At 74.3% G+C, this 22,519-nt stretch carries 20 protein-coding genes; 12 read left to right on the top strand and 8 right to left on the bottom strand.

All coding sequences use genetic code 11. The features are described from left to right. Positions 1-615 precede the first annotated feature (615 nt). The 4 genes from ACWGJ2_RS11475 to ACWGJ2_RS11460 all read left to right on the top strand — a co-directional run bounded on the left by ACWGJ2_RS11475 (position 616) and on the right by ACWGJ2_RS11460 (position 6,073). Positions 616-1,569: a protein-glutamine glutaminase family protein gene (locus ACWGJ2_RS11475; protein WP_453345812.1), complete on the top strand. Its 954-nt coding sequence runs from the start codon at positions 616-618 to the stop codon at positions 1,567-1,569. A 79-nt stretch (positions 1,570-1,648) separates the two neighbouring features. Beyond that, complete coding sequence (locus tag ACWGJ2_RS11470; RefSeq protein WP_453345811.1) at positions 1,649-2,398, top strand: response regulator; 750 nt, start codon at positions 1,649-1,651, stop codon at positions 2,396-2,398. Between the two features lie 76 nt (positions 2,399-2,474). Next, positions 2,475-2,999 (top strand): pyridoxamine 5'-phosphate oxidase family protein, encoded by a 525-nt coding sequence (locus ACWGJ2_RS11465; RefSeq protein ID WP_453345810.1) that lies wholly within the window; start codon positions 2,475-2,477, stop codon positions 2,997-2,999. Continuing rightward, positions 2,996-6,073, top strand: coding sequence for an AAA family ATPase (locus ACWGJ2_RS11460; protein WP_453345809.1), 3,078 nt, complete (start codon positions 2,996-2,998; stop codon positions 6,071-6,073). The genes ACWGJ2_RS11465 and ACWGJ2_RS11460 overlap by 4 nt, the downstream gene beginning before the upstream one ends. A gap of 351 nt (positions 6,074-6,424) precedes the next feature. Here the strand turns inward: ACWGJ2_RS11460 and ACWGJ2_RS11455 are convergent, their stop codons facing one another. Then, a complete protein-coding gene (locus ACWGJ2_RS11455) occupies positions 6,425-7,963 on the bottom strand; it encodes a carboxylesterase/lipase family protein (protein ID WP_453345808.1) in 1,539 nt (512 codons plus the stop codon). Positions 7,964-8,038: 75 nt separating this feature from the next. After that, positions 8,039-8,941, bottom strand: a complete 903-nt coding sequence (locus tag ACWGJ2_RS11450) for an MBL fold metallo-hydrolase (protein ID WP_453345807.1) — start codon at positions 8,939-8,941, stop codon at positions 8,039-8,041. Positions 8,942-9,141: 200 nt separating this feature from the next. On the opposite strand from ACWGJ2_RS11450, the gene ACWGJ2_RS11445 reads away from it, so the two are divergent. Both ACWGJ2_RS11445 and ACWGJ2_RS11440 read left to right on the top strand, forming a co-directional pair. Further along, complete coding sequence (locus ACWGJ2_RS11445) at positions 9,142-9,630, top strand: glutathione peroxidase (protein ID WP_453345806.1); 489 nt, start codon at positions 9,142-9,144, stop codon at positions 9,628-9,630. Between the two features lie 211 nt (positions 9,631-9,841). Continuing rightward, on the top strand, positions 9,842-10,123 hold the full coding sequence (locus ACWGJ2_RS11440; RefSeq protein WP_453345805.1) for a GlsB/YeaQ/YmgE family stress response membrane protein: 282 nt from the start codon (positions 9,842-9,844) through the stop codon (positions 10,121-10,123). A gap of 152 nt (positions 10,124-10,275) precedes the next feature. Here the strand turns inward: ACWGJ2_RS11440 and ACWGJ2_RS11435 are convergent, their stop codons facing one another. Then, entirely contained in the window at positions 10,276-10,989 is a 714-nt protein-coding gene (locus ACWGJ2_RS11435; protein ID WP_453345804.1) for a DUF305 domain-containing protein, read from the bottom strand. A gap of 81 nt (positions 10,990-11,070) precedes the next feature. Continuing rightward, positions 11,071-11,544, bottom strand: a complete 474-nt coding sequence (locus ACWGJ2_RS11430; RefSeq protein WP_453345803.1) for a DUF6153 family protein — start codon at positions 11,542-11,544, stop codon at positions 11,071-11,073. 237 nt (positions 11,545-11,781) lie between these two features. On the opposite strand from ACWGJ2_RS11430, the gene ACWGJ2_RS11425 reads away from it, so the two are divergent. After that, a complete protein-coding gene (locus ACWGJ2_RS11425) occupies positions 11,782-12,564 on the top strand; it encodes a glucosamine-6-phosphate deaminase (protein WP_453345802.1) in 783 nt (260 codons plus the stop codon). Positions 12,565-12,657: 93 nt separating this feature from the next. Here ACWGJ2_RS11425 and ACWGJ2_RS11420 read toward each other — a convergent pair whose 3' ends face one another. From ACWGJ2_RS11420 to ACWGJ2_RS11405, 4 genes are all read right to left on the bottom strand, one after another. Next, the gene (locus ACWGJ2_RS11420) at positions 12,658-13,050 is read right to left on the bottom strand and encodes a RidA family protein (protein ID WP_453345801.1); all 393 of its coding nucleotides are present in this window, start codon (positions 13,048-13,050) and stop codon (positions 12,658-12,660) included. A gap of 63 nt (positions 13,051-13,113) precedes the next feature. Continuing rightward, on the bottom strand, positions 13,114-14,538 hold the full coding sequence (locus ACWGJ2_RS11415) for an aldehyde dehydrogenase family protein (RefSeq protein WP_453345853.1): 1,425 nt from the start codon (positions 14,536-14,538) through the stop codon (positions 13,114-13,116). 11 nt (positions 14,539-14,549) lie between these two features. Then, positions 14,550-15,158 carry a TetR/AcrR family transcriptional regulator gene (locus ACWGJ2_RS11410; RefSeq protein WP_453345800.1) on the bottom strand — a complete coding sequence of 203 codons (609 nt, stop codon included), beginning with the start codon at positions 15,156-15,158 and terminating at the stop codon, positions 14,550-14,552. 4 nt (positions 15,159-15,162) lie between these two features. Continuing rightward, entirely contained in the window at positions 15,163-15,858 is a 696-nt protein-coding gene (locus ACWGJ2_RS11405) for a type 1 glutamine amidotransferase domain-containing protein (protein ID WP_453345799.1), read from the bottom strand. A 554-nt stretch (positions 15,859-16,412) separates the two neighbouring features. Here ACWGJ2_RS11405 and ACWGJ2_RS11400 point away from each other — a divergent pair. From ACWGJ2_RS11400 to ACWGJ2_RS11380, 5 genes are read left to right on the top strand one after another with little or no spacing between them, the layout of a single operon-like run. Then, positions 16,413-17,702 carry a cytochrome P450 gene (locus tag ACWGJ2_RS11400; RefSeq protein ID WP_453345798.1) on the top strand — a complete coding sequence of 430 codons (1,290 nt, stop codon included), beginning with the start codon at positions 16,413-16,415 and terminating at the stop codon, positions 17,700-17,702. Positions 17,703-17,727: 25 nt separating this feature from the next. Further along, a complete protein-coding gene (locus ACWGJ2_RS11395; RefSeq protein WP_453345797.1) occupies positions 17,728-19,044 on the top strand; it encodes an aminotransferase class I/II-fold pyridoxal phosphate-dependent enzyme in 1,317 nt (438 codons plus the stop codon). Beyond that, on the top strand, positions 19,041-20,177 hold the full coding sequence (locus ACWGJ2_RS11390) for an N-acetyltransferase (RefSeq protein ID WP_453345796.1): 1,137 nt from the start codon (positions 19,041-19,043) through the stop codon (positions 20,175-20,177). The genes ACWGJ2_RS11395 and ACWGJ2_RS11390 overlap by 4 nt, the downstream gene beginning before the upstream one ends. Beyond that, positions 20,174-21,142 carry an NAD-dependent epimerase/dehydratase family protein gene (locus ACWGJ2_RS11385; protein ID WP_453345795.1) on the top strand — a complete coding sequence of 323 codons (969 nt, stop codon included), beginning with the start codon at positions 20,174-20,176 and terminating at the stop codon, positions 21,140-21,142. Before ACWGJ2_RS11390 ends, ACWGJ2_RS11385 begins: the two co-directional genes overlap by 4 nt. 8 nt (positions 21,143-21,150) lie before the next feature. Then, positions 21,151-22,470: a hypothetical protein gene (locus tag ACWGJ2_RS11380; protein ID WP_453345794.1), complete on the top strand. Its 1,320-nt coding sequence runs from the start codon at positions 21,151-21,153 to the stop codon at positions 22,468-22,470. The last annotated feature ends 49 nt before the right edge of the window (positions 22,471-22,519 follow it).

Below are 22,519 nucleotides of genomic sequence, written 5' to 3'. Positions count from 1 at the left end.
GGGGCACCGCCCAGCCCGCAGGGCCTGGGGGAGGGCTGCGCTGACGACCGACAACGTCGCGAGCGTGCGTGCCAGGCGTCGCGGCCCAGACGGGACGTTGAAGACACCCCCTAGCGGCCCTGCGGGCGCGGGACACGGGAGCCGGAGGGGGCGACGGGCCGGGAGCGGGAGCGGGCCGGGGTTCCGGGCAGGCGGCGCGCCGGTGCCCCCCAGCTCCTCTCCCCCGTGCGCGGTGCCGCTCGGCCAGGGGTACCGCCGCCCGCTGCCGAGCCCGACCCAGCGCCTCCCCTCCCGCGTCCGCGCGGGCGTCCGCCACGGTGCCGGGGCACGCGGGGCGGGTGCCACCGGGCCATGGCGCTGCGGCCGACGCGCGGGGCGTCGGGCGAAGCGCCCGGTCACGGCCCGTACTCCGGCCGGCGCGCACCGGGTGCCCGCACCGCGCCCGCCACGCACGGCGGACCGCCCCGGCGCGGCCCCGAGCGCACTCGCGAGCACATCCGCCCCACCCGCCCCGGTCGTGGTCGACGCGTGTCGCCGACGGTCCTAGCCTGACGGGCCGGGCCCAGGGGACGGCCCGTCAGGGGACGGGAAACGGGCAGGGCAGGGGGACAGGCCATGAGCGGTGAGCGGAAGCGTTCCGCGTCCGAGAAGGACCGGGACCACGAGGGCTACGAGAGCGACGAGGTCGGCACCGACGCCAAGCGCCGGAAGGTCCGTTCCGGAAGCTCGGGCGAAGAGGAGCCCGAAGGATACGAGGACCCGGAGGGGTACGGAGACGGCGGCGGGGACGGGGACGGCGGCGGGGACGGGGACGGGGACGGGCCGCCCGTGCTGACGGAGGCGGAGATCGCCGCGCTCGATATCGACGAGGTCTTCGCCGCACTCGACGAACGCGACGACGGGGTGGGCGGCGAGACCGAGGACCAGAGCGGCCTGGAGTTCCGGCGCGACGCACTCGAACTCCTCACCCCCGTCACCTGGATCACCAGCGTCCTGGCGGCGGACAGCGTGCTCGGCTGGCTCGGCACGTTCCCCGGCGTGGTCACCGACCTCTCGGCCGCCGTCACGGCACGCAGAGCACAGCTCGCCGCCCCACCGGTCCCCCCGCTCACGCCGGAACAGCGGCATGCGGTGTGGACCCATGTGGCCGCCCACATCACGGTGCCCGCCAGGGCGCTGGGGGACGGCTGCGAGTATCTGGCGCACGCCGTGTGCGAAGCGGTCGACGGGCAGTTCCCCGACGTGTCACGGGCCCGGCTGGCCAAGCTGTGGGTGGTCGCGGACAGCGGCATCCTGCACCCGCCCGAGAAGTGGGGCCACCATGTGGCCCCCGTACTGGACTGCGCCGACGGCGAGTTCGTGCTCGATCCGCTGCTGAGCCCGCACACGCCGCTCGCCAGGGGCGCCTGGCTGGCCCAGGTGAGGGGCGCGGTGCAGGCCGCGCGGGCTCCGGAGCTGCGCAGGGCCTGGGAGCCGCTGGGCTGCCCCCGTCAGGCGGGATTCGAACCGGGTACCAAGATGGCCATCGGACGGACCGATCGGGAGCAGATCGACGCCTGCAAGCGTTAGCTGGCCCGGAGAGGCACCGTCCGACGGGCGACTCCACCGCCCTGTCCTGGGCCTCCGGGATCTCTGGGATCATGGCGGTATGACGATCCGGCTGCTCATCGCGGACGACCAGGAGATGGTCAGGTCCGCGTTCCGCATGATCCTCGGTTCGCAGCCCGACATGGAGGTCGTCGCGGAGGCCCCCGACGGAGCGGCGGCCGTCGAGCTGGCGCACCGGCTGCGGCCCGATGTCTGTCTGCTGGACATCCGGATGCCGGAGCTGGACGGCCTGGAGGCGACGCGGCTGCTGGCGGGGCCCGGTGTGGAGGACCCGCTGAACGTCCTCATCGCCACCACCTTCGACCTCGACGAGTACGTGTACCGCGCGCTGCGCAACGGAGCGTGCGGCTTCCTCCTCAAGGACGGCTCGCCCGCGCTGCTCGCCGAGGCGGTGCGTGCCGCGGCGGCGGGCAACTCGCTGATCTCGCCGTCCGTCACCGTGCGGCTCCTCGCCCACATGACCTCGGATCCCGGCGGCAGCGGTCCCCTCGCACCGCCCCGCTCCCCGGCGACGGACTCGTCCGCGCCGTCTCCGTCGTCCCCGTCGCCCGACTTCCCGGCCGAGCCGCTGACGGAGCGCGAGCTGGACGTGGTACGCCTCGTCGCCCGGGGCCGTACGAACGAGGAGCTGGCGGCCGAGCTGTACGTCACCCTCTCCACGGTGAAGACCCACATGGGCAATGTGCAGCGCAAGCTCGCCGCCCGTAACCGCGTCGAGGTCGCCGCCTGGGCCTGGGAGAACGGGCTCTGCTCGGGCCGCCAGGACACCGCGCCCCCGCACCCGGGGTGACCAGGCGACGGGCCGGGCGACCGGCCAGGCGCGGGGCACCGGAATAGGGGCACGTGACGACGCGGTTGGGGCTCGTATGACCACCGACACGCACGCCGAGGAGAGCAGCGGCCCCGCGCCGCGCCCCCTCACCGAGGACGCGCTCTCCGCGCTCCTCGGCGCCCACCGCTTCGGCACCCTCGCCACCGTCAGGCGCGACGGCTACCCGCACCTGACGACGATGCTCTACTCCTGGGACCCCGAGGCGCGGCTCGTGCGGTTCTCCACGACGGAGGACCGGCTCAAGGTACGGCAGTTGCGGAACAACCCCCGCGCCTCCCTGCACGTCGCCACCGAGGACCACTGGACCTTCGCCGTGGCCGAGGGCGACGCCGAGCTCTCGGAGCCCACGGCCGTACCGGGCGACGCGGTCGGCCGCGAGCTGCTCGCCATGCTGCCCGAACCGCTCGCGCCGCAGGACGAGGCCGCCTTCTTCGCCCAGCAGACCGCCGAGCGCCGGGTCGTCATCCGCCTCAAGGTGAGCCGCCTGTACGGGACGGCCCTGGACGTCGACGGCAGCGGTGGCAACGGCGGCCGGGGGGACGAGGAAGCGCGGGGATGACGTCGCACGCGCAGCGCACGCGCCGCCGTGTCCGGGCGGCGTCACCGGGGTGGGCGCGTACCGGAGAGCGGGAGTACGGCGGGACGGGCCCGACGGGCGCGGGTGCCGGGTCCGCGGAGCGGCCGTCTCCGGAGCCGGTCGTCGGCCGGGAAGCGGAGGCGGCGCTCCTGACGCGGCTCGTGGCCACGGGCCCGGGGACGGCTCCGGGGAGGGTGCCGATGCCCTCCGGAAACGGAACCGGATCGGCCCCCGGCCTCGGTGCCGGGCTCGGCGATCCGGGCGGTGGCCGCTCCCCCGGCCCCCTCAGCGAGGTGCTGCTCGTCAGCGGTGCGCCCGGCTCGGGCAAGAGCACGCTGCTCGGCCTCGCCGAGCGCGCGGCGCGGGAGGCCGGGCGGCGCGTGCTGCGCGCCGTGGGCAGCGCGTCGGAGCGCCACCTCGGTTTCGCCGGTCTCCACCAACTGCTGCGCCCGGTGGTGTCGGGACCCGCCGTCGAGTCGCTGCCGCCCCGGCAGCGCTCCGCGCTGCGCGCCGCCCTCGGCCTCGCCCCGCCCCACGCCACGACGCCGCCCGGTGACGGGCCCGGCGATGGGCCCGGCGCAGCGGCCGGAACCCCCGCCCCACAGGACGCACCGCCGCCTCCCACCGCGCTCGTCGCGCTCGCACTCCTCGACCTGTTCTCCGAACTCGCCGCCACCGCGCCCCTGCTGGTGGTCGTGGACGACGCGCACTGGCTGGACCACGGTTCGCTGGAGGTGCTCGCGTTCGTCGCGCGCCGCATGGCGGACGACCCGGTGACGCTGCTGGTCGGCGTGCGGGAGGGCGAGCCGCTGCCCGGGTTCGACAGGGAGCACGACCGGCACGAACTCGGCCCTCTCGGCGCCGAGTCGGCGCACCTGCTGCTCGACGCGCAGCCCACGCCGCCCGAGGGCCGCACCAGGATGCGGATACTGGAGGAGGCGGCGGGCAATCCGCTGGCCCTCGTCGAGCTGACGCGCGCCGCCACCACGTCGGCCACCGGCCGCGCGGCGACGGGCGACCACGCACCCCACGCGACCCACGCCCCGGCGGACGGACCGCTGCCCCTCACCGGGCGCCTGGAGCGTGCCTTCGCGGGGCAGGCCGCCACGCTGCCCGCACCCACCCGCGACGCGCTGCTGCTCCTCGCGACGGCCGATGTCTCCGACCCCGCCGCCACGGTCTCCGCCGGGCTGCCCGAGGCCGACGACCCGGCGTGGGTGCCCGCGCAGGAGGCCGGTCTCGTACGGCAGTCGGGACGTACGGTCGCCTTCCGCCACCCGCTCATGCGCTCCGCCGTCTACCACGCGGCGGCCTTCGCGGACCGCCGCGAGGCCCATCTGACGCTCGCCGGGCGACTGCGCGAGGAACCCGACCGGCGCGCCTGGCACCTCGCCGCCGCCACGCTCCACCCCGACCAGGAGGTGTCCGACGCGCTGCGGCGCACGGCCGACAGGGCCGCGCGGCGCGGCGGCCACGCGGCAGCCGCCGCCGCGCTGGAACGCGCGGCCGAGCTGAGCCCGGACCGCGAGACGCGGGCACGCCTCTTGGTGGACGCCGCAGCGGCGGCGGTCCTCACAGGGCAGCTCTCCTGGGTCGACGAGCTGGCTGCGAAGGCCCGCGCGGCAACGGAGGACTCCGCGCTGGCCACGGCGGCCGAGCTGGCGACGGGGCGGCTGATGGCGCTGACGAACCGTCACACACCTGCCTTCGCCTTCCTCGCACGTGTCGCGCGCGAGGCGGGCAAGGACGCCGCTCCCCTGGCGCTGGAGGCGCTCGCCACCGCGGCCGTCGTGGGCTACTACTCGGGCGAGGAGAGCCAGCGCACACACATCGCCGGCCTCCTCCCCGCCCCCGCCCTGCCTGACCACCCGTCAGAAGCGCTGCCGCGTACGTGGGTCAGGGCGCTGACCGATCCCGTGGGCAGCCGCGCCGAGCTGGTTCCCGCGCTGCCCGGGCTGATCGACGGTGCCGAGGGCGCCCCCGAGCGGCTGACCGTGCTCGCGATCGTCGCGTGGCTGCTCGACGAGACACCGCTCGCCGTCACGACGTTCGAGGGTGCCCTCGACCGCTGGCAGACCTTCGGCCCCGTGCCTCCCGGCCTCGGGGGCGCTGCGGGGTGGGCGTACTTCGAGCGGGGCCGGTGGGCCCAGGCCCTCACCGTCGCTGCGGACATGGCCCTGCTCGCGGGCGCCGCCGGGCTCGACCACGCGCTGGGGTGCGCCGCCGCCGTGGAGGCAACGGTGCTCGCGGTGCGCGGCGACACGGAGGAGGCACGGGCGCGGGCCGCGCGCGCCCTGGCCGCCGTCGATCCGCTGGAGAGCCGGTCCGTGGCCGTCACCGCGTGGCGCGCCCTCGGCCTGGCGGCCATGGCCGAGGGGGACCACGAGGCGGCGTACGGCTACTTCAGGTCGGCCTTCGACGGTGCGGGCGAGCCCGTCCACTACCACGCCTCCCCTCCCGTGCTGCCCGAGCTGGCGGCGACGGCAGCCCGCGCGGACCGACGCGAGGAAGCCCGCGCCGTCGTGGAGCGGATGGCACCGTGGCTGGGCGCGGCCCCTTCGCCCCGTGCCTCGGCGCTGCTGAGCAGGGCACGCGCGCTGCTGGCCGGCGCCGGGGAGGCGGAGCCGCACTTCCTGGCCGCGCTGGCCGACGACGCCGTCGAGCACTGGCCGTTCGAGCGGGCGCAGGCCCGGCTGGACTACGCGGAGTGGCTGCGCCGACAGCGTCGTATCGCCGAGGCGCGGCCTCTGCTGGCCTCGGCCCTCGAAACCTTCCAGCGGCTGGGCGCCGAGCCGTGGGCCGAGCGGGCCAGGGCCGAACTGCGCGCGGCCGGTGCGCCGGTGAGTGGTCCAGCGGCGGACGGTCTGGCCCGGCTCACCCCGCAGCAGCAGGAGATCGTACGGCTGGCGGCCCGCGGTCTGACGAACCGTGAGGTCGGCGAGAAGCTCTTCCTCTCGCCCCGCACGGTCGGCTCCCACCTCTACCGCGCCTTCCCGAAGCTCGGCGTCACCGCCCGCTCGCAGTTGCGGGACGCGGTGGGCGACGCGGTGCGTTAGGGGTGTCCGCGGCGTTCCGTCCGGGCCGCGTGCCCCGGCACGCGCGCGCGTGGCGTTGTCGGCCCCGGAGCCTCGCCCCTCGTCTCCGGGAGCGGAAGCCGTCGGCACGGCCCTCCCCCAAGCCCTGCGGCCGGGAGGCGCCCCCCGGCGCCCTCCGAATCCACCCCGCGACCGCGCGACACGGGCCGGACGACGCCGCGTTACCGGGCGGTGCCGTGTTGCGCGGGCGGTGCCGTGTTGCGCGGGCCTTGCCGCGTCGAAGCCACTCCCTGGAGTCCCACCGCTGCCGCCCGGTCTCCGGACACGGGCGGCGGGACGGTGGTACGGCGGGTGCGACGGGACGGCGGGTGCCTACCGCCACGCCTCCCGTTCCCCTGCGCGGGGATCGTCGACGGTCTCCCAACGCTCCGTGACACGCAGGGTGGTCCGCTCCCGCGTCCCGTACGGGGCCCAGCCGGGGTCGCCGGTGCGCGCGAAGGCGACCCAGGCGGCGTGGACGCGATCCGCGAGCCCGGCGGGCAGCGCGTCGGGGCCGAGGAGGCCCCTCGCGCCCCGCAGTTCCGGCAGGTCCGTGCGGTCGAGGACGAACGGCAGCTCCACGGCGTGCGCGGCGCCGAGTCCGCCGTCGAGCGCGGGCGAGCGCCACCCGAACTCGTAGAGGTGGGTACGGGCACCGTCCCGTCCCGCCGCGCGCTCCTCGCGCGCACGCGTCGCATGGGCATCCGCCATGCGCCAGGTGCCGGCGCCGAAGAGGGCATCGCCCAGCACGGCGGAGCGCAGCTCACCCGGGGTGGCGCGGGGGCGCGCCGCTCGGTAGGCGGCCAGCAGCGCGTCCGGTGCGCGGTGGAGGCGGGCCGCGCTCGCGCGCAGCTCGTCCTCCGTCGTGGCGGCGAGTTGGCCGCCGGGCACCAGATACAGGTTGCCCTCCTGCGAGTTGGTGCCGAGGAGCAGGTCGACGGCCGCGCCGCGCCCCGCCGCCACGGCCTCCGCCGGCTGCTCGTCGCGCACGACGCTGAACGGGGTCAGCCCGGCCAGCGGGTCGAGCGCGGTGTCCGTCGTGAGGTCGAGCCCCGAGAGCCGGGGCATGACCGCGACGAGACGTTCGTCGGAGACGTCCGCGAGGCCCTTCGCCGTCGGCGCCGCGTCCAGTGCGAGGGCCGGGCCCAGCGCGTGCGTGACGCGTTCGGCCTGCTCCGTGGTGAACGCGCCCAGTCCGCTGCCGCTCTGCATCGCGGCCCGCGCGAACAGCCCCTCGGCCTCCGGCTCGGCGAGGACCGCGCCCACGAGGGTGGCGCCCGCCGACTGGCCGGCGAGGGTGACGCGGCCCGGGTCGCCGCCGAAGCCCGCGATGTTGTCCCGTACCCAGCGCAGCGCGGCGACGATGTCGAGCACGCCGCGGTTGTCCGGAACGTCGGGGAGGTGGAGGAAACCGGGGGCGCCGAGCCGGTAGTTGAGGGTGACCAGCACGACGCCGTCGCGGGCGAACCCGGTGCCGTCGTAGAGCCCGGCCCGGGCCGAGCCCGCGACGAAGCCGCCGCCGTGTACGAAGACCAGCACGGGGAGCGCGGTTCGTGTGTCGGGGCCGGTGTCCGGGGTCCACACGTTGACGGTGAGGTAGTCCTCGCCCTGGACCCACCCCGGGCCGAAGTACGGCGACATGTCCAGCGCGCCGAACGCGTCGCGTCGCGGCTGTGGCGCCGTGGGTCCGGGTGCCGTGGCGTCACGGATGCCGGACCACGGCGCGTGCGGCCGGGGCGGGGCGAACCGGAGGGGGCCGGCCGGGGGTGCGGCGTAGGGGATGTCCAGGAAGACGGTGGCCTGTGGGCCGCGTCGTCCCCGTACGCGTCCCCCGGTGGTCGTGACGACGGGGTCGGTGTCGTCGTGCGTCATCGTGTCGTGCCTCTTCTCTTTCGTTCTCGCGCGTCTTCTCGCGTTGCCTTCTCGTCGCCGCTCGTTCGTCGCGGCTCAGAAACTGGTGAAGGGCGCCCAGCCGGTGAGGGAGAACCCGGCGCCGTCGCGCCGTACCTCGGTGGCGCCGTGGCCTCCCAGGTGCGCGGGGAAGACCAGCGCGTTCTCCTCGGCCGCCCTGCCCAGCACACGGTGGCGTGTGGCGCGCGCACCGTGCGGGTCCTCGCAGAAGCAACTGTTGTGGTCCGGTGCCACGATCTGGAGCGGGCTGTGCACCATGTCCCCGACGAACACCGCGCGGTCGCCGCCCGAGTCCAGCGTGAGGACGGACGACCCCGGTGTGTGCCCGGGCGCGGGCTCCAGGCGCAGATGCGCGTCGATGTCGTGGCCGCCCTCCCACAGCTCCGTCCGGCCCGCCGCGTGTACGGGTGCCACCGAGTCCTCGAACACGTTCTGGTTGCCGCGCCCGCGCCCCGCGACCGGGGCGTTGACGGGGTTCCAGAAGTCGAAGTCGGCCTTGGGGACGAGGTAGGTGGCGTTCGGGAAGGTGGGCACCCATTCGCCGTCCCGCAGCCGGGTGTTCCAGCCGACGTGGTCGGCGTGGAGGTGGGTGTTCACCACGAGGTCGACGTCCTCGGGGCGCACGCCCGCCTCGGCGAGGTTGTCGAGGAAGTCGGTGTCGAGGTAGCTCCACACCGGCGCGTAGGGCCGGAACTTGCCGTTGCCGACACCCGTGTCGACCAGGATGGTCCTGCCCTCGCTGCGCAGGACCCAGGTCTGTATCGCCGATCTGACCACGTCCGAGTCCGGGTACACGAACGCGGGCGAGAGCCATGAGTCGTGCTCCTTCCAGAGCTGTTCGTGGCTGCTCGGGAAGAAGTCCTGCGTCGTCAGCCCGACGGGGCCGACGTATTCCCTGACGCGGGTGACGGTGACGTCGCCCAGCACGATCTGGTCCACGGTGCTTCTCCTTCTCCGGTGCTGCTCTCCCTGTCCGCTGTGCGGACGCGAAGGGGTACACCGGAGAGTCTGGAAGCGCGCGGGCGGGGGCGGTATCCGACACCTGACTGCACCTTGACGGCACGGGGTGCGTCACCCCGTCCCCCGTCCCGTCCCCCGGTCCCCCGTCCCGCGCGGGCGCGCGGCTAGGCTGCGTGACCATGACTGTTCACGATGTACGGATCGGCGCACTGCAAGGAGGCCCCGCTGACCTGGCCCAGTACCGGGGCAAGGCCGTGCTGGTCGTCAACGTAGCCTCCAAGTGCGGCCTCACCCCGCAGTACGCGGGGCTGGAGCGGCTCCACGAGCGCTACGCAGACCAGGGCTTCACCGTCCTCGGCGTGCCCTGCAACCAGTTCATGGGCCAGGAGCCGGGCAGCTCCGAGGAGATCGCCGAGTTCTGCTCGGCGACATACGGGGTGACCTTCCCCATGACCGAGAAGGTCGACGTCAACGGCGACGACAGGCACCCGCTCTACGACGAGCTGACCGGCACGGCGGACGCGGAGGGCCACACCGGGGACATCCGCTGGAACTTCGAGAAGTTCCTGATCGCCCCGGACGGCACGGTGGCGGCGCGCTTCGCGCCGCAGACCGAGCCCGAGGCCGCCGAGGTCGTGGCCGCCGTGGAGCGGAACCTCCCGGCGTAGCACGGACACTCCGGCCCGACGCCGTACCCGCACCCCGGCGCGGCACGACCGCCGGACGCGACGCGGCGCGGACAACGCGCCCGTGGTGGGCCCCCGGACGCTCCGGGGGCCCACCGTCGTGTGCGCCGGACACCGGAACCCGCCAGAGTGCGTCGCGGCAGACCGGGCACAGGTATAGGGAGAGCCCAGAGTCCCGGCAGGGGGAGATCCCATGGAGATCTCAGGCATCATCAGCGCACTCGTCATCGGCATCGTCATCGGTGTCCTGGGACGCCTCGTCGTTCCGGGCCGACAGCGGGTGGGGATACTGCTGACCATCCTCGTCGGCATCGTGGCCGCCCTCATCGGCACCGGCATCGCCGCCGCCTTCGACGTGGCGGACACCAAGGGCGTCGACTGGATCGAATGGCTCATCCAGATCGCCCTGGCCGCCGTGGGTGTCGCGGCACTCGACCGCTCGCGGTCACGCCGCACACGGTCGCGCCGCCGCTGACCCGGTACGCGCAGGGGTACGGGACCGAGTACGGGTACGGCCCCGTCGCGGCCCGACGTCGCAACCACAGCACCGCGCGCCCCGGCGCCCCGTGCGGGGGTGTCAGGGCGCGCGGCGAACCGCGAGTGGGACCGCGAGGAGGGGAAGGGGGGTCAGCCCTTCTTCAGCAGTTCCCTCATCTGCCGGATCTCGCGGTTCTGCGCGGTGATGACGTCGTCGGCGAGTGACGTGGCGGGCCCGTACGCGCCCTTCTTCTTCTCCGTACGGGCCATCTCGACGGCGCCTTCGTGGTGCCCGATCATCATCGTCAGGAACTGGCGGTCGAAGTCCTCACCGGAGGACTTCTCCAGCGCGTCCATCTGCTTCTGATCCATCATCCCGGGCATCTCCGAGCCCTCGCCCTGGCCCATGTCGCCATGGTCCATGCCCTCGTGCTCCTCCTGCCCGGCGCCCGGCATGTCCTCGGGGACCTCCTCGCCCCACGCCTTGAGCCAGCCGGACATGGTCTCGATCTCGGGGCCCTGCGCCTTCTCGATCTTCGTGGCGAGGCGCTTCACCTCGCCGGAGGAGGCGCGGGAGTCGGCGAGCCGGGACATCTCCACCGCTTGGCGGTGGTGCGGGATCATCTCGGCCGCGAAGGCGACATCGGCCTTGTTGTGCGTGCCCGCCTCCGCCTTTCCGGAGGGGGAAGCGGAGGCCGAGGCGTGCCCGTCGTGGCGCGCACCGCTGTCGGCCCCGCCACCGGACCCGCCCCCGCACGCGGACAGGGTGAGCGCGGCGGCGACGGAGGCCGCGGCCAGCGCCGAGCGCCGGATCGTCGACCGGGAAATCGGGGCTCGGGAGATCGTGGATCGGGAAACGGTCATGGGGAACTCCTGGTACTGGTCTCTCGCATACGGATCACGACATGCCGGAGCACGGCACCGCGCGGTGCCGTGCGGGTCGCTCTAGATCCGCAGGAGTTGGAGTTCCGCGAGCGTGGGCGGCGCACGGCCGCCCATGGGTTCGTACGGCGCAGGCCGCAGCGCCTCGGACGCCGGGCTCTGCGAGGGGTGGGGCGAGGGCGTCAGCGCCGGAAGCGTCGGGGAGCCGGAGACACCGGCCGCCGCACACAGGTCGTCGGCGTGGGCCGCGCTGTGCTGCCCGCCGCCCTTGCCCTGCCCGTGGCACGCCCGCTCGCCCCGGTCGGCGGCGCCGCCCGTCATGGTGGCTGCCGGGGCCATGGCGTGGTGGCCCGGCTCCGGGGCCGCGCCCGGGTCCGCGTGATGTGCCCCCGTCGCGGAGGCGGACGCGGAAGCGGAGGCCGGGGGCGCGGACACCATGCCGTGCATTCCCACGAGGCCGACGAGCAGCGCGAGGACGAGCAGGGCTTCGGCCACCAACGGTCGTCGGTGGCCGAAGCCCTGCTCGTACTGGATCACGCCCTCATCGTAGAGGTGCCCTCACCCGCCCGGACGCGGGGGCGGCCCCTGGCCCCGGACCCGGTCCCGGCCCCGGACCCTCACGGTTCACGGTCCGCCCCTCGCGCTTCACCCACCGCACCGCCGCCCGACCCGCGCTGTTCGCCACAGGGGGCTGCCGGCCAGGAGGACACCTCTGCTAAATTGGTCTATACCACATTGCCCCTCAGTCCCCTCCTCCAGATCGGCAGGACCAGCGTGGAAGTTGTGATCGTTCCGGACGCCGTCGCGGGCGGCGAGCTGATCGCCGACGCGATCGCCGACCTCCTGCACCACAAGCCCGACGCGCTGCTCGGCGTGGCCACCGGTTCGACCCCCCTGCCGGTCTACAAGGCGCTGTCCGCCAAGGTCGGCGCCGCGACGGTGAACGCCTCGCGCGCCCGCGTCTGCCAGCTCGACGAGTACGTGGGCCTGCCCAAGGGGCACCCGGAGTCCTACCGCTCCGTCGTCCTCCGCGAGGTCGTGGCCCCCCTCGGTCTGACCGAGGCGTCCTTCATGGGACCCGACGGGACAGCGGAGGACGTGGCCTCGGCCTGCGCCGCGTACGACCGCGCACTGGCCGAGGCGGGCGGCGTCGATCTCCAGCTGCTCGGCATCGGCACCGACGGCCACATAGGCTTCAACGAGCCCTGCTCCTCGCTCGCGTCCCGTACCCGGATCAAGACGCTCACGCGGCAGACCCGCGAGGACAACGCGCGCTTCTTCGACAGTCTCGACGAGGTGCCCCACCACGTCATCACCCAGGGCATCGGCACGATCCTGGAGGCCCGTCACCTCGTGCTCCTGGCCACGGGCGAGGCCAAGGCGGAGGCGGTGGCGCTCGCCGTGGAGGGTCCGCTCTCCTCGCTGGTCCCCGCCTCGGCGATGCAGTTGCACCCGCACGCGACGGTCGTCGTCGACGAGGCCGCCGCCTCCCGGCTCAAGCTCGCCGACTACTTCCGCGACACCTACGCGGCCAAGCCCGCCTGGCAGGGCATCTAGGCAGCCCTCCGGGCCAGGGCACGGCACAGCGGTGAGGGCCGGGGCATGTGCCCCGGCCCTCACAGGTCCCGGCCCACGCAGGCCGTTACGCCCTTACGTGGTCGTGGGGCGCCGCGCGTACACCTCGATCTCGATCTTCATACGGGGGTCGGCGAGGCCGCACATCAGCATGGTGGCCGCAGGGCGCACCTCGCCGAAGGCGCGGCGCAGGACCGGCCAGCAGGGCTCGAAGTCCTCGCGGTCGGGCAGCAGATACCGCACGCGCACCACGTCAGCGAAGGTGCACTTCGCCTCGGCCAGCGCGGTACCGATGTTGCGCAGGCACTGCTCCGCCTGTTCCACGACGTCGTCGGAGATCGTCATGGTGTCGTAGTCAAAGCCGGTCGTCCCTGACACGTGCACCCAGTCGCCGTCGACCACGGCACGGGCGTACCCGATCTGTTCCTCGAACGTCGAACCGCTGAGGATCGCATGTCGCTCTGTCATGCGCCGAACACTAAACGCCCGGCACGGCACGGCTTCGGCAGGCTCCCCTCCCGCATGAGCCGGTCAGCTCAGCGGCACGTCCAGGACGGCCTTGCGGTGGCTGAACGTCGCGAGGGAGTAGGGGCCGTGGTACGCGCCCATGCCGCTCTCCCCCACGCCGCCGAACGGCAGCTCGGGCACCCGCAGATGGGCCATCGGCAGCCCGAACCCGAGCCCGCCGGAGGACGTCTCCTGCGCCAGCCTGCGCCGGGTCTCCCACGACCCGGTGAACGCGTAGAGCGCCAGCGGCTTGTCCCGGTCGTTGATGAAGGCGATCGCCTCGTCCAGGTCCGCGACCTCGACGAGGGGCAGCACGGGCCCGAAGATCTCCTCGCGCATGACGGGCGCGTCGGGCGCCACCTCCGCGAGGACGGTCGGCGCGATGTACTTCGTGGCGCGGTCGCGCTGGCCGCCGGTGACCGTGCGTCCGGAGTCGAGCAGCGCGGAGACCCGGTCGAAGTGCCGCTCGTTGACGAGGCGGCCGTAGCCGGGTGAGGCGGCCGGGTCGGACCCGTAGACCTCCTCGACGGCCTTGGCCAGCTCCCCTTCCAGCGCGCGGGCCGTGGCGGGGTCGGCGAGCACGTAGTCGGGCGCGACGCACGTCTGCCCGGCGTTCTGGAACTTGGCCTTCACCAGCCGCCGCGCCGTCTGTCCGAGGTCGGCGTCGCGGTCGACGAACGCGGGCGACTTGCCGCCCAGCTCCAGCGTGACCGGCGTCAGATGCTCGGCCGCCGCGCGCATGACGATGCGGCCGACCGTGCCGTTGCCCGTGTAGAAGATGTGGTCGAAGCGCTGTTCCAGCAGCGCGGTCGTCTCGGGGATGCCGCCCTCGACGACGGCGACGGCGTCGGTGTCGAGGTACTCGGGGAGCAGCCGCGCCAGCACGGACGAGGTGGCGGGTGCCAGTTCGCTGGGCTTGGCCACGACCGCGTTGCCCGCCGCGAGCGCCCCGAGGAGGGGTACGAGGAGGAGCTGCGCGGGGTAGTTCCAGGGCGCGATGACGAGGACGACGCCGAGCGGGTCGTAGCGGGTGCCCGCCGTGGAGCCCTCGGGGAAGCCGGTGAGGGCTTCCGGGGACAGGCTCTCGGGGTACAGCCAGTCCTCCAGGTTGTCCAGGGTGTGGTCGATCTCCCGCACGGGGAAGTCGATCTCCGCCGCGTGCGCCTCGGCCGCGCCCTTGTGCAGGTCCTGGTACAGGGCCTCGGCGAGGTCCTTGTCGTGCTCGGTGAGCAGGGCGCGCAGCTGCCGGAGCTGGCGGACGCGCCACTCCAGGGACTTGGTGCGGCCGGTGCGGAAGGTGCCGCGCAGCCGCGCGACGAGGTCCGCGGCCTGCTCGGGAGCGCTGACGCTCATGTGGTGCTCCTCGGTGTTCCTGTGTGGGGGTGAGGTGGGGGTGGGCGTGTGTGGGGGGGTACGAGGCTGCCGTACGGGCCCAGGCGGTCGGGACAGGTGAGGTCGGGTCAGGTCCGGGCGCCCTCCTCCGGGGCGTCCAGCAGGCCGGTGAGCAGCGCGTCGGCGGCGGGGCGCAGAAGGCGCGAGCCGTCGGGCGTCGCCTCCAGGCCGATGACGAGCGCGACACAGATGTCCGCGGCCTCGGCCGGATCGACCCGCATCCCCCTCGCCCCGCCCGTCGCACCCGTCTCGTCCGTATCGTCCCTGCGCGCGGCCTCCGCGAACAGCTCCGTCAGCAGCCGCCGCAGATCGGCGCCGAACCGGTGGCAGATGTCGCCGAACAGGCGGCCCTTGGCGTCCAGCAGCTCCACCGTGTGGGGCGAGTCCCCCGCGAGTTCCAGGACGAGGTCCAGCTTGGCGCGCAGGACCCCGTGGATCCGCTCGGCGAGCGGGTCCCCCGACGTCGCCGCCCGCCGTGCCCGTTCGAGCGCCCGCGCGTGCAGGCGCTCGGCGAGCCGGGTGACGGCGTCGTCCTTGGACCGCACGTACTGGTACAGCGCCGAGCGGGAGACCCCCATGGCCGTGGCGATGTCGTCCATCGTCGTCCGCCGCACCCCGTACCTGGCCAGGCAGTCGTACGTGGCGTCCAGCACCTCGGTCAGGCGGTCGCTGCCCATCGCGTCAGTCCAGCGCCTTGAGCATCTCGGCCGCGAGCGGCGCGGAGGAGGCGGGGTTCTGGCCCGTGTAGAGGTTGCGGTCGACGACCACCTTCGGCGCCCAGGGCTCGCCCTCCTGGAAGTCGGCGCCGAGCGCGACGAGCCGGTCCTGGAGCAGCCACTTCGCCTTGTCGGCGAAGCCCGCCTGGGCCTCCTCGGCGTTGGTGAAGCCGGTGAGGCGGTATCCGGTGAAGGGCGAGACGTCGTCGGTGCCCTCGGTCGCGAGGAGCGCGGCGGGCGCGTGGCAGACGATGCCCAGGGGCTTGCCCGCGTGCAGCGTGGCCGTCAGGAGCCGCCCGGAGTCTCCGTCGACGGCCAGGTCCTCCATGGGGCCGTGGCCGCCCGGGTAGAAGACGGCGTCGTAGTCGGCGGGGACGACCTCTTCGAGCTTGACGGGCGAGCGCAGCTCCGTGAACGCGGCCAGCCCCTCGGCGACCGCGTCCGCCGCCTCCTTGCCGCCGTTGGCCTCCGGGGCGAGGCTCCCCTGGTCGACGGTCGGGGTGACGCCGCCCGGGGTGGCCACCACGATCTCGTGCCCGGCCCCCCGGAACGCCTGGTAGGGCGCGACGGCCTCCTCCGCCCAGAAGCCGGTGGGGTGCCGTGTTCCGTCGGCGAGCGTCCAGTGCTCGGCGCCGGTGATCACGAACAGGATCTTCGCCATGGTGAGGGCTCCTCAGCTTGCGGTTCGGGGATGTGGAGGTGTGTGGGGTGTGAGGGTGCGGGGCGGCCTGACGCCCTGACGTTCTGCACGCAGAACGTCAGACCGCCACATGTTCGACCGTACGACTCCTCTCCCCCGGAGTCCAATGCCCCCACGCCCGGGACCACGGATCCCCCCGCACGGCGCACCCATCCATGGGCATGCGCGGCCGGAGGAGCAGAAAGGGGGGCACGCGGGGAAGGAAGCGACCTCCCTGCTCAGGCATGTGCCGCTGAGGTATCGGCGGAGAGGCAGGGCGGGGGCCGCGGGAGGGGGCGCGGAGGGGCTTGGCAGCACCCGAAAGAGGCGCTTTCGGGCGGCTCGGGCGCGACTCCGGCGGCGGACCGGCCGCTGACCGTACAGGCTCGGGCCGCAGAAGACGAATCGTCACCCCGTACAGGTGAAATGAGCGCATCCCGCTGGCCCCCGACGCGCTGGACGGAGCAAGCTTCGTGATCTCTGGCCGTCCGCCCCTGGCCGCACGTCCGCTCCGAACGACAGATGAGTTAAGAGTTTTGCTGAGCACCTCGCCACTGGAATCCCGCAGCGCGGCCGGTCTCGTACGACGGTGGCGCCAGGCGTCGGAGCCGCGGGAACTCGCCCGTGTCTACGACGAACTGCACTCCGCGGGGCCCCTGGTACCCACCCCGTGGGGAGCGCTCCTCGTGCCGGGGTACCAGGACTGCCGTCAGGTCCTCCTGGACCGCACCTGGGGCACCCTGACCGCCTCCTGGCGCGAGCGTTTCCGCCCCGGCTGGCGCGAGAGCGCGAGCACGGTCGGCCTCTGTCAGACCCCCCTCCAGCAGGATCCGCCCGAGCACACCGCGCGCCGCCGCCCCCTCGCGAAGGCCCTGAGTCCGCGCGCCCTGGGCGACATGGCCGACTCCTTCGCCGCGCCGCTGGCCCTCGAACACGTGCGGGCCTTCGCCGACGAGGTCCGGGCCGAGGGGGTCGCCGATGTCGTCGGCTCCGTCTGCCGACCGCTGCCGACCGCCGTGCTGGCGGGGTTCCTGGGGCTGCCCAAGGACGTCGATCTGGAGTGGCTGGCCACCGAGAGCCTGGCCATGGTGCGGATCGAGGAGCTGGCCAGCCCGCCGAGCGTCGTACGGCGGGCCGACGAGGCCGCCACCGCGCTCCTGGAGCGCTACGACCAGCTTCTGGCCGAGCGGCTGCGGCAGCCGGAGGGCGACGATCTGCTCTTCCACTGGGCGACGGCCGACCCCGAGGGCAGCCGCTATCTGCTGCTGACGCTGTTCTCCGCCGGGGTGCCCACGACGGCGGCGCTGCTGGCCAGCCTCGCGCACGCGCTGATCACCCGTCCCGCCCTTGCTGAAAGGATCCGGCAGGAACCGGACTTCTCGGACCGGGTCGTGGACGAGGTGCTGCGCTGGGACCCTCCGGGCCGGGTCGTGACCCGGGTCGCCGGGGCCGAGACCGAGCTGGGCGGACGGGTGCTGCCCGAGGGCCAGGTGGTCCACGCACTCATCGGCGCGGCGCACCGGGACCCGGCGGAGTTCCACGATCCGCACACCTTCCTCCCCCGGCAGGCGCCGCAGCCGCAGCGGCTCCTCGCCTTCGGCTCGGGGCTGCACTACTGCCCCGGCACCCATCTCGCCCGCGCCCAGGCCGTCGCGTTCGCGCGGGGTTTCGCCGCCGAACTGCCGGGCGCACGCGCTGCCGGAACCCCGGAGCGGCACGCCGGACCGAGCATGACCGACATCACCCGACTCCCCGTCACGCTGGCGCCGCCGACCACGTCGGACACGTCGAGCACGTCACGTACGTCAACCGCGTCGACCGCCTAGCGGACGGGACCACAGGAGATCACCTATGCCCGACATCTTCGACAAGCACCTGCCGTCCCTCGCCCGGGACATGACCGGCGAGGGCCCCCGGCCGTTCTACCGGGCCATGGCGTCCGGGGACGGCGAAGCCCTGGTCGAGGGCGTGCGCGTGGTCATGACGGCGTGCAACGACTACCTCGGGCTCTCCGGCGACCCGCGCGTGACGGCGGCGGCGGCCAAGGCCCTGGACCTGTACGGGACCTCGTGCTCGGGCAGCAGGCTGGTGTGCGGGACGCTGCCCGAGCACGAGGAACTGGAGTCGCGGCTGGCCGCGTTCCTGGGCTGCGACGAGGCGATCGTCACCACCACGGGATTCCAGGCGAACCTGGCGCTGACCCCGCTGTTCGGCGCGGGCGACCTCGTCTTCAGCGACATGGCCAACCACGCCTCCCTCGTGGACGCCATCCGCCTCGGTGCCGCCGGCAAGCGCCTCTACCGGCACTCGGACATGGAACATCTCGCCGCCGAGCTGTCGCAGGCCGACCCCGGCGCGGGCAAGGCGATCGTCACCGACGGGCTGTTCTCCATGGAGGGCGACCTGTGCCGCCTGCCCGAACTGCACGCGCTGGCCCGCCGCCACGGCGCCCGGCTGATCGTGGACGGCGCGCACGACATCGGGCTGCTGGGCGCGGGCGGCCGGGGCGTGGCCGAGCACTTCGGGCTGCCGGACGCGGTGGACCTGCGCACCGGCACCCTCTCCAAGTGCTTCGGCTCGATCGGCGGCGTGCTCGCGGGGCCCGCCGACGTCATCGGGTACCTGCGCTACACGGCGCGTCCGGTGATCTTCTCCGCCTCCATGCCGCCCGCCGCGCTGGCGGCGGCCCTCGCCTCGCTGGAGATCATCCAGGCGGAGCCCGAGCGGCGCACCCGCGCCTTCGAGCTGGCCGCGCGGCTCAACGAGGGGCTGCGCGAACTCGGCTTCGACACCGGCGAGTCGGCGACCCCGATCGTGCCCGTGCACATCGGTGACGCGGGGCTGTGCGGGCGCATGTGGCAGGAGGTGCTGGACGAGGGCGTGTTCACGCACGCGGTGGTGGCTCCGGCCGTGCCCCACGGGCAGGCCCTGATCCGGCTCTCCCTCCAGGCCACCCACACCGAGGAGCACCTGGACCGCATCCTCGACGCGTTCGCCGCCGCCGGCCGCCGCCTCGGCATGATCCCCGGCCCGGCCCACGCCCCCGGCGGCGCGGGAGCCTCGTCCGGGCGCACGCGGACCGTCGCACAGGCCGGGGCCACCGCGCCCCGGCCCTCGATCGGCGCACAGCGAGGCGCCCTTGGCAAACAGGAGGTGAGTGTCCGATGACCCTCACCATCACCCAGGCGGACGGCCGTCCCGACATCACCGCGTTCATCCGGTTCCCCTACGACCTCTACCACGAGGACCCGCTCTGGGTGGCGCCGCTGGAGCGTGAACGCCGGGCCTTCCTCGACCCGCGCCGCAACCCCTTCCACGACTTCGGCAGCGTCCGGCTCTTCCTGGCACGGCGCGGCAGAACCGTCGTCGGCCGGATCGCGGCCGTCGTGGACCCGCGCTACAACGAGCGGCACGACCCCAAGTGCGGCCACTTCGGGCTCTTCGAGTGCGTGGAGGACAGCACGGTGGCCGCAGCGCTCTTCGGTGCCGCGGCCGAGTGGCTGAGCGAGCGCGGGATGACCAGGATCCTGGGGCCGCTCAGCCTGACCACGAACGACGAGTGCGGGGTCCTGGTCGACGGCTTCGACTCGCCGCCCACGATGCTGATGCCGCACAACCCCCCGTACTACGCGCACCTGCTGACCGACTGCGGCTTCACCAAGGCCAAGGACCTGCTGTCGTGGCGTATCCCCATGCCGCCCGACGGGGAGCCGCCCGCCGCCATCCGCAGGGTGGCCGACCGTGCGCTGAGCGCGCCGGGCGTCCGGGTCAGACCGCTGGACCCCAAGCGGTTCGAGGCGGACATGGCGGCCGTCAAGGACATCTACAACGACGCCTGGGCCGAGAACTACGCCGCCGTCCCCATGACCGACAGGGAGTTCGCCCACACGGTGCGCAAGCTGAAGCCCGTACTCCGTCCCGAGCTGCTGCAACTGGTCGAGGTGCACGGCGAGCCCGCCGGGTTCACGCTCTGGCTGCCCGACGCCAACCAGGCGCTGCGCGCTGCGCGCGGGCGGCTGACGACCCTGGGCCTGCCCGTGGGGCTCCTCCGCATCAACCGGGCCTCCCGCCGCATCACCCGCACCCGCGGCGTCACCTCGGGCATCAAGAAGGAGCACCGCAACCGCAGCCTGGCGGCGGCCCTGTTCACACAGGCCCAGCGCGCGGCCTTCCGGCTCGGCTACACGGAGAGCGAGCTGTCCTGGATCCTGGAGGACAACCACCACGCGAACCGGTACGCCAAGGCCACCGGCGGCATCCACTTCCGCACCCACCGGCTCTACGAGCGCGTCGACGGATGAGGTACCTCGTCACCGGCGCGACCGGTTTCATCGGGCAGCGGCTCATCGGCCACCTCACCGGCGGCGGACACGAGGTCACGGCGCTGGTGCGCGACGCCGGGCGGCGCGTGCCCGCAGCCGCGCGACGTGTCCCCGGGGCGCGTACGGCCCAAGGCGACCTGGTCACGGGGGCCGGGCTCACGGCGGCCGTCGAGGAGGCGGAGTGCGTGATCCATCTGGCCGGGGCGACCGCGGCGGCCACCTCGCGCGGCTACGCGACGGTCAACGTGGAAGGGACCAGGCGGCTGTGCGCCGCGCTGGCCGTGCTGCCGCGCCCGCCCCGGCTGGTGCACTGCTCCTCACTGGCGGCGCTCGGCCCAGGGCGGCTGCTGCGGGAGAGCGCACGTCCCGCGCCTGTCTCCGCCTACGGGCGGAGCAAGCTGGGCGGCGAGCGGGCGGTGCGCGCGGTGGCCGACCGGGTGCCGGGGGTCATCGTGCGCCCGCCCATCGTCTACGGTCCCGGCGACCGCGAGTTCGTGCCCCGGCTGGTGAAGGCCGTGCGCGCGGGCCGGCTGCCCGCCGTCGGCGGCCCCGGGCCCCGGCACTACTCCCTGGTGCACGTGGACGACCTGTGCCGGGGGCTGCTCCGGGCCGCAGAGAGCGGCGTGCCGGGTACGACGTACCACGTCAGCGACGGCGTCGAGCACCGCTGGGAGGACATCGGCGCCGCCGTCGCGCGGACGCTGGGGCGGCAGCCGCCGCGGGTGCGGCACATTCCACGCCCGCTGGCCGTGTCCGTGGCCGGGCTCGCGCAGCTCACGGGCACGTCCGTGGTCAACCGGGACAAGGTCGCCGAGGCCGTGCACCCCGCGTGGACGTGCGCGACCGAACACTCCGGGCGGAGCTGGGGGTTCAGCCCGTCGGTGACGCTGGACGAGGGTCTGGCGTCCGTGCTCGCCCCGTACGCCGACGCGCGGAAGGGGTGAGCGCCGCCATGCGCCGACGGCTCTCGCCGACCGAGCGGTTCGTGTGGGCGGCGGGCGAGGCGCTTCCCGTCAACTTCGCGCTGGCCGCGCGGGTCCGGGGGCGCACGACGCCGAATCTGCTGCGCGCGGCCCTGTCCGCCGCCTGCCGGCGGCATCCGCTGCTGGGGGCCCGGATCGGGGATCCGGGCCGCTGGCAGGCGTGGCTGACCACGCGGGGCGTGCCGGAGCCCCAACTGCGCGTCGTGCGCGTGGCGGCCGGGCCGCTGGGTGCGAGCGCGGACGGCGACGAAGGGGCGGAGGGAGCGGGAGGTGCGGAGGGCTGGACGCGGGTGCTGGAGGAGGAGCTTCAGCGCCGCTTCGACACCGAGGCGGGCCCGCTGGCGCGGTTCGTGATGGTGGACCACGGCGACGCGTTCGACCTCGTCGCGATCTACCACCACCTCGTCGCCGACGGCCTGTCCGCCTGCTTCGTCCTGCGCGACATCCTGCGCTACCTCACGGCCCCCGAGCCCCTGCCCTGGGTGCGCCCCCTCGTCGCCCCGCCCGCCGACGACCTGCTTCCCGGGCCCCGCGCCCGCCTCTCCGACCTGCGTACGGTGGCGCGACAGATGCGTGAGGGCGGCAGGCCCTCGCGCGCGGGCGGACGGCTGGCCGCACGCACCTGGTCGCTGGCGGCCTGGGAGACATCCGCGCTCGTGACCCGCTGCCGCGCGGAGGGGACGACGCTCCAGGCGGCCTTGAACACGGCCTTCGCACGCGCCCTCGCCGACCTGGGCAGCGCCGCACCGGCCACCATCGCCGTACCCGCCGATCTGCGGCGCACCCTGACACCGTCGCCGGGCGAGGCCCTGGGCCTGTACGCGACGACCCTGCTGAACACCGTCGACGGTGCCACCCCGTCCACGTACTGGGAGACGGCACGCGACGCGTACGCGGACATCCGGCGACGGCTGCGCCCCGAGGAACTGCTCCCGTTCGTCCGGGTCTACCGCCTGCTGCCCTTCCTGCCCCGCGCGACCGTGAGCAGGGCGCTGTGGCGCAGCGAGTCCGAGCAGGCCCGCTTCGACCTCTCCCTGAGCACCATGCGCCCCGGCATCCCCTCCCGCTACGGGCCGCTGCGTCTGGAAGCCGTGCACTGCCTCGCCCACACCAGCCTCTCGGGGGCCCCGCTGATCACCGCGATCCGCAAGGACGGCCGCCTCTTCTTCGGCGCCGTCTCGACGGACGGCCAGCGCACGGCCGAGCTGTGCGCCCACGCCATGTCCCACCTGCGCCAGGCGGTCACGGCCACGACGGAGCTGCGGCCCTCGCCGAGCGGCGGGCGCTGAGCGGGGCGGGGGCGGGGCGGGGGCGGGGGCGGGGGCGTCCCGCCCGAGG

It is taken from the genome of Streptomyces sp. NPDC054796, from assembly GCF_053611545.1.
Note: the sequence above shows the minus strand (reverse complement) of the source record. Positions and strands in the feature narration are given on the sequence as shown.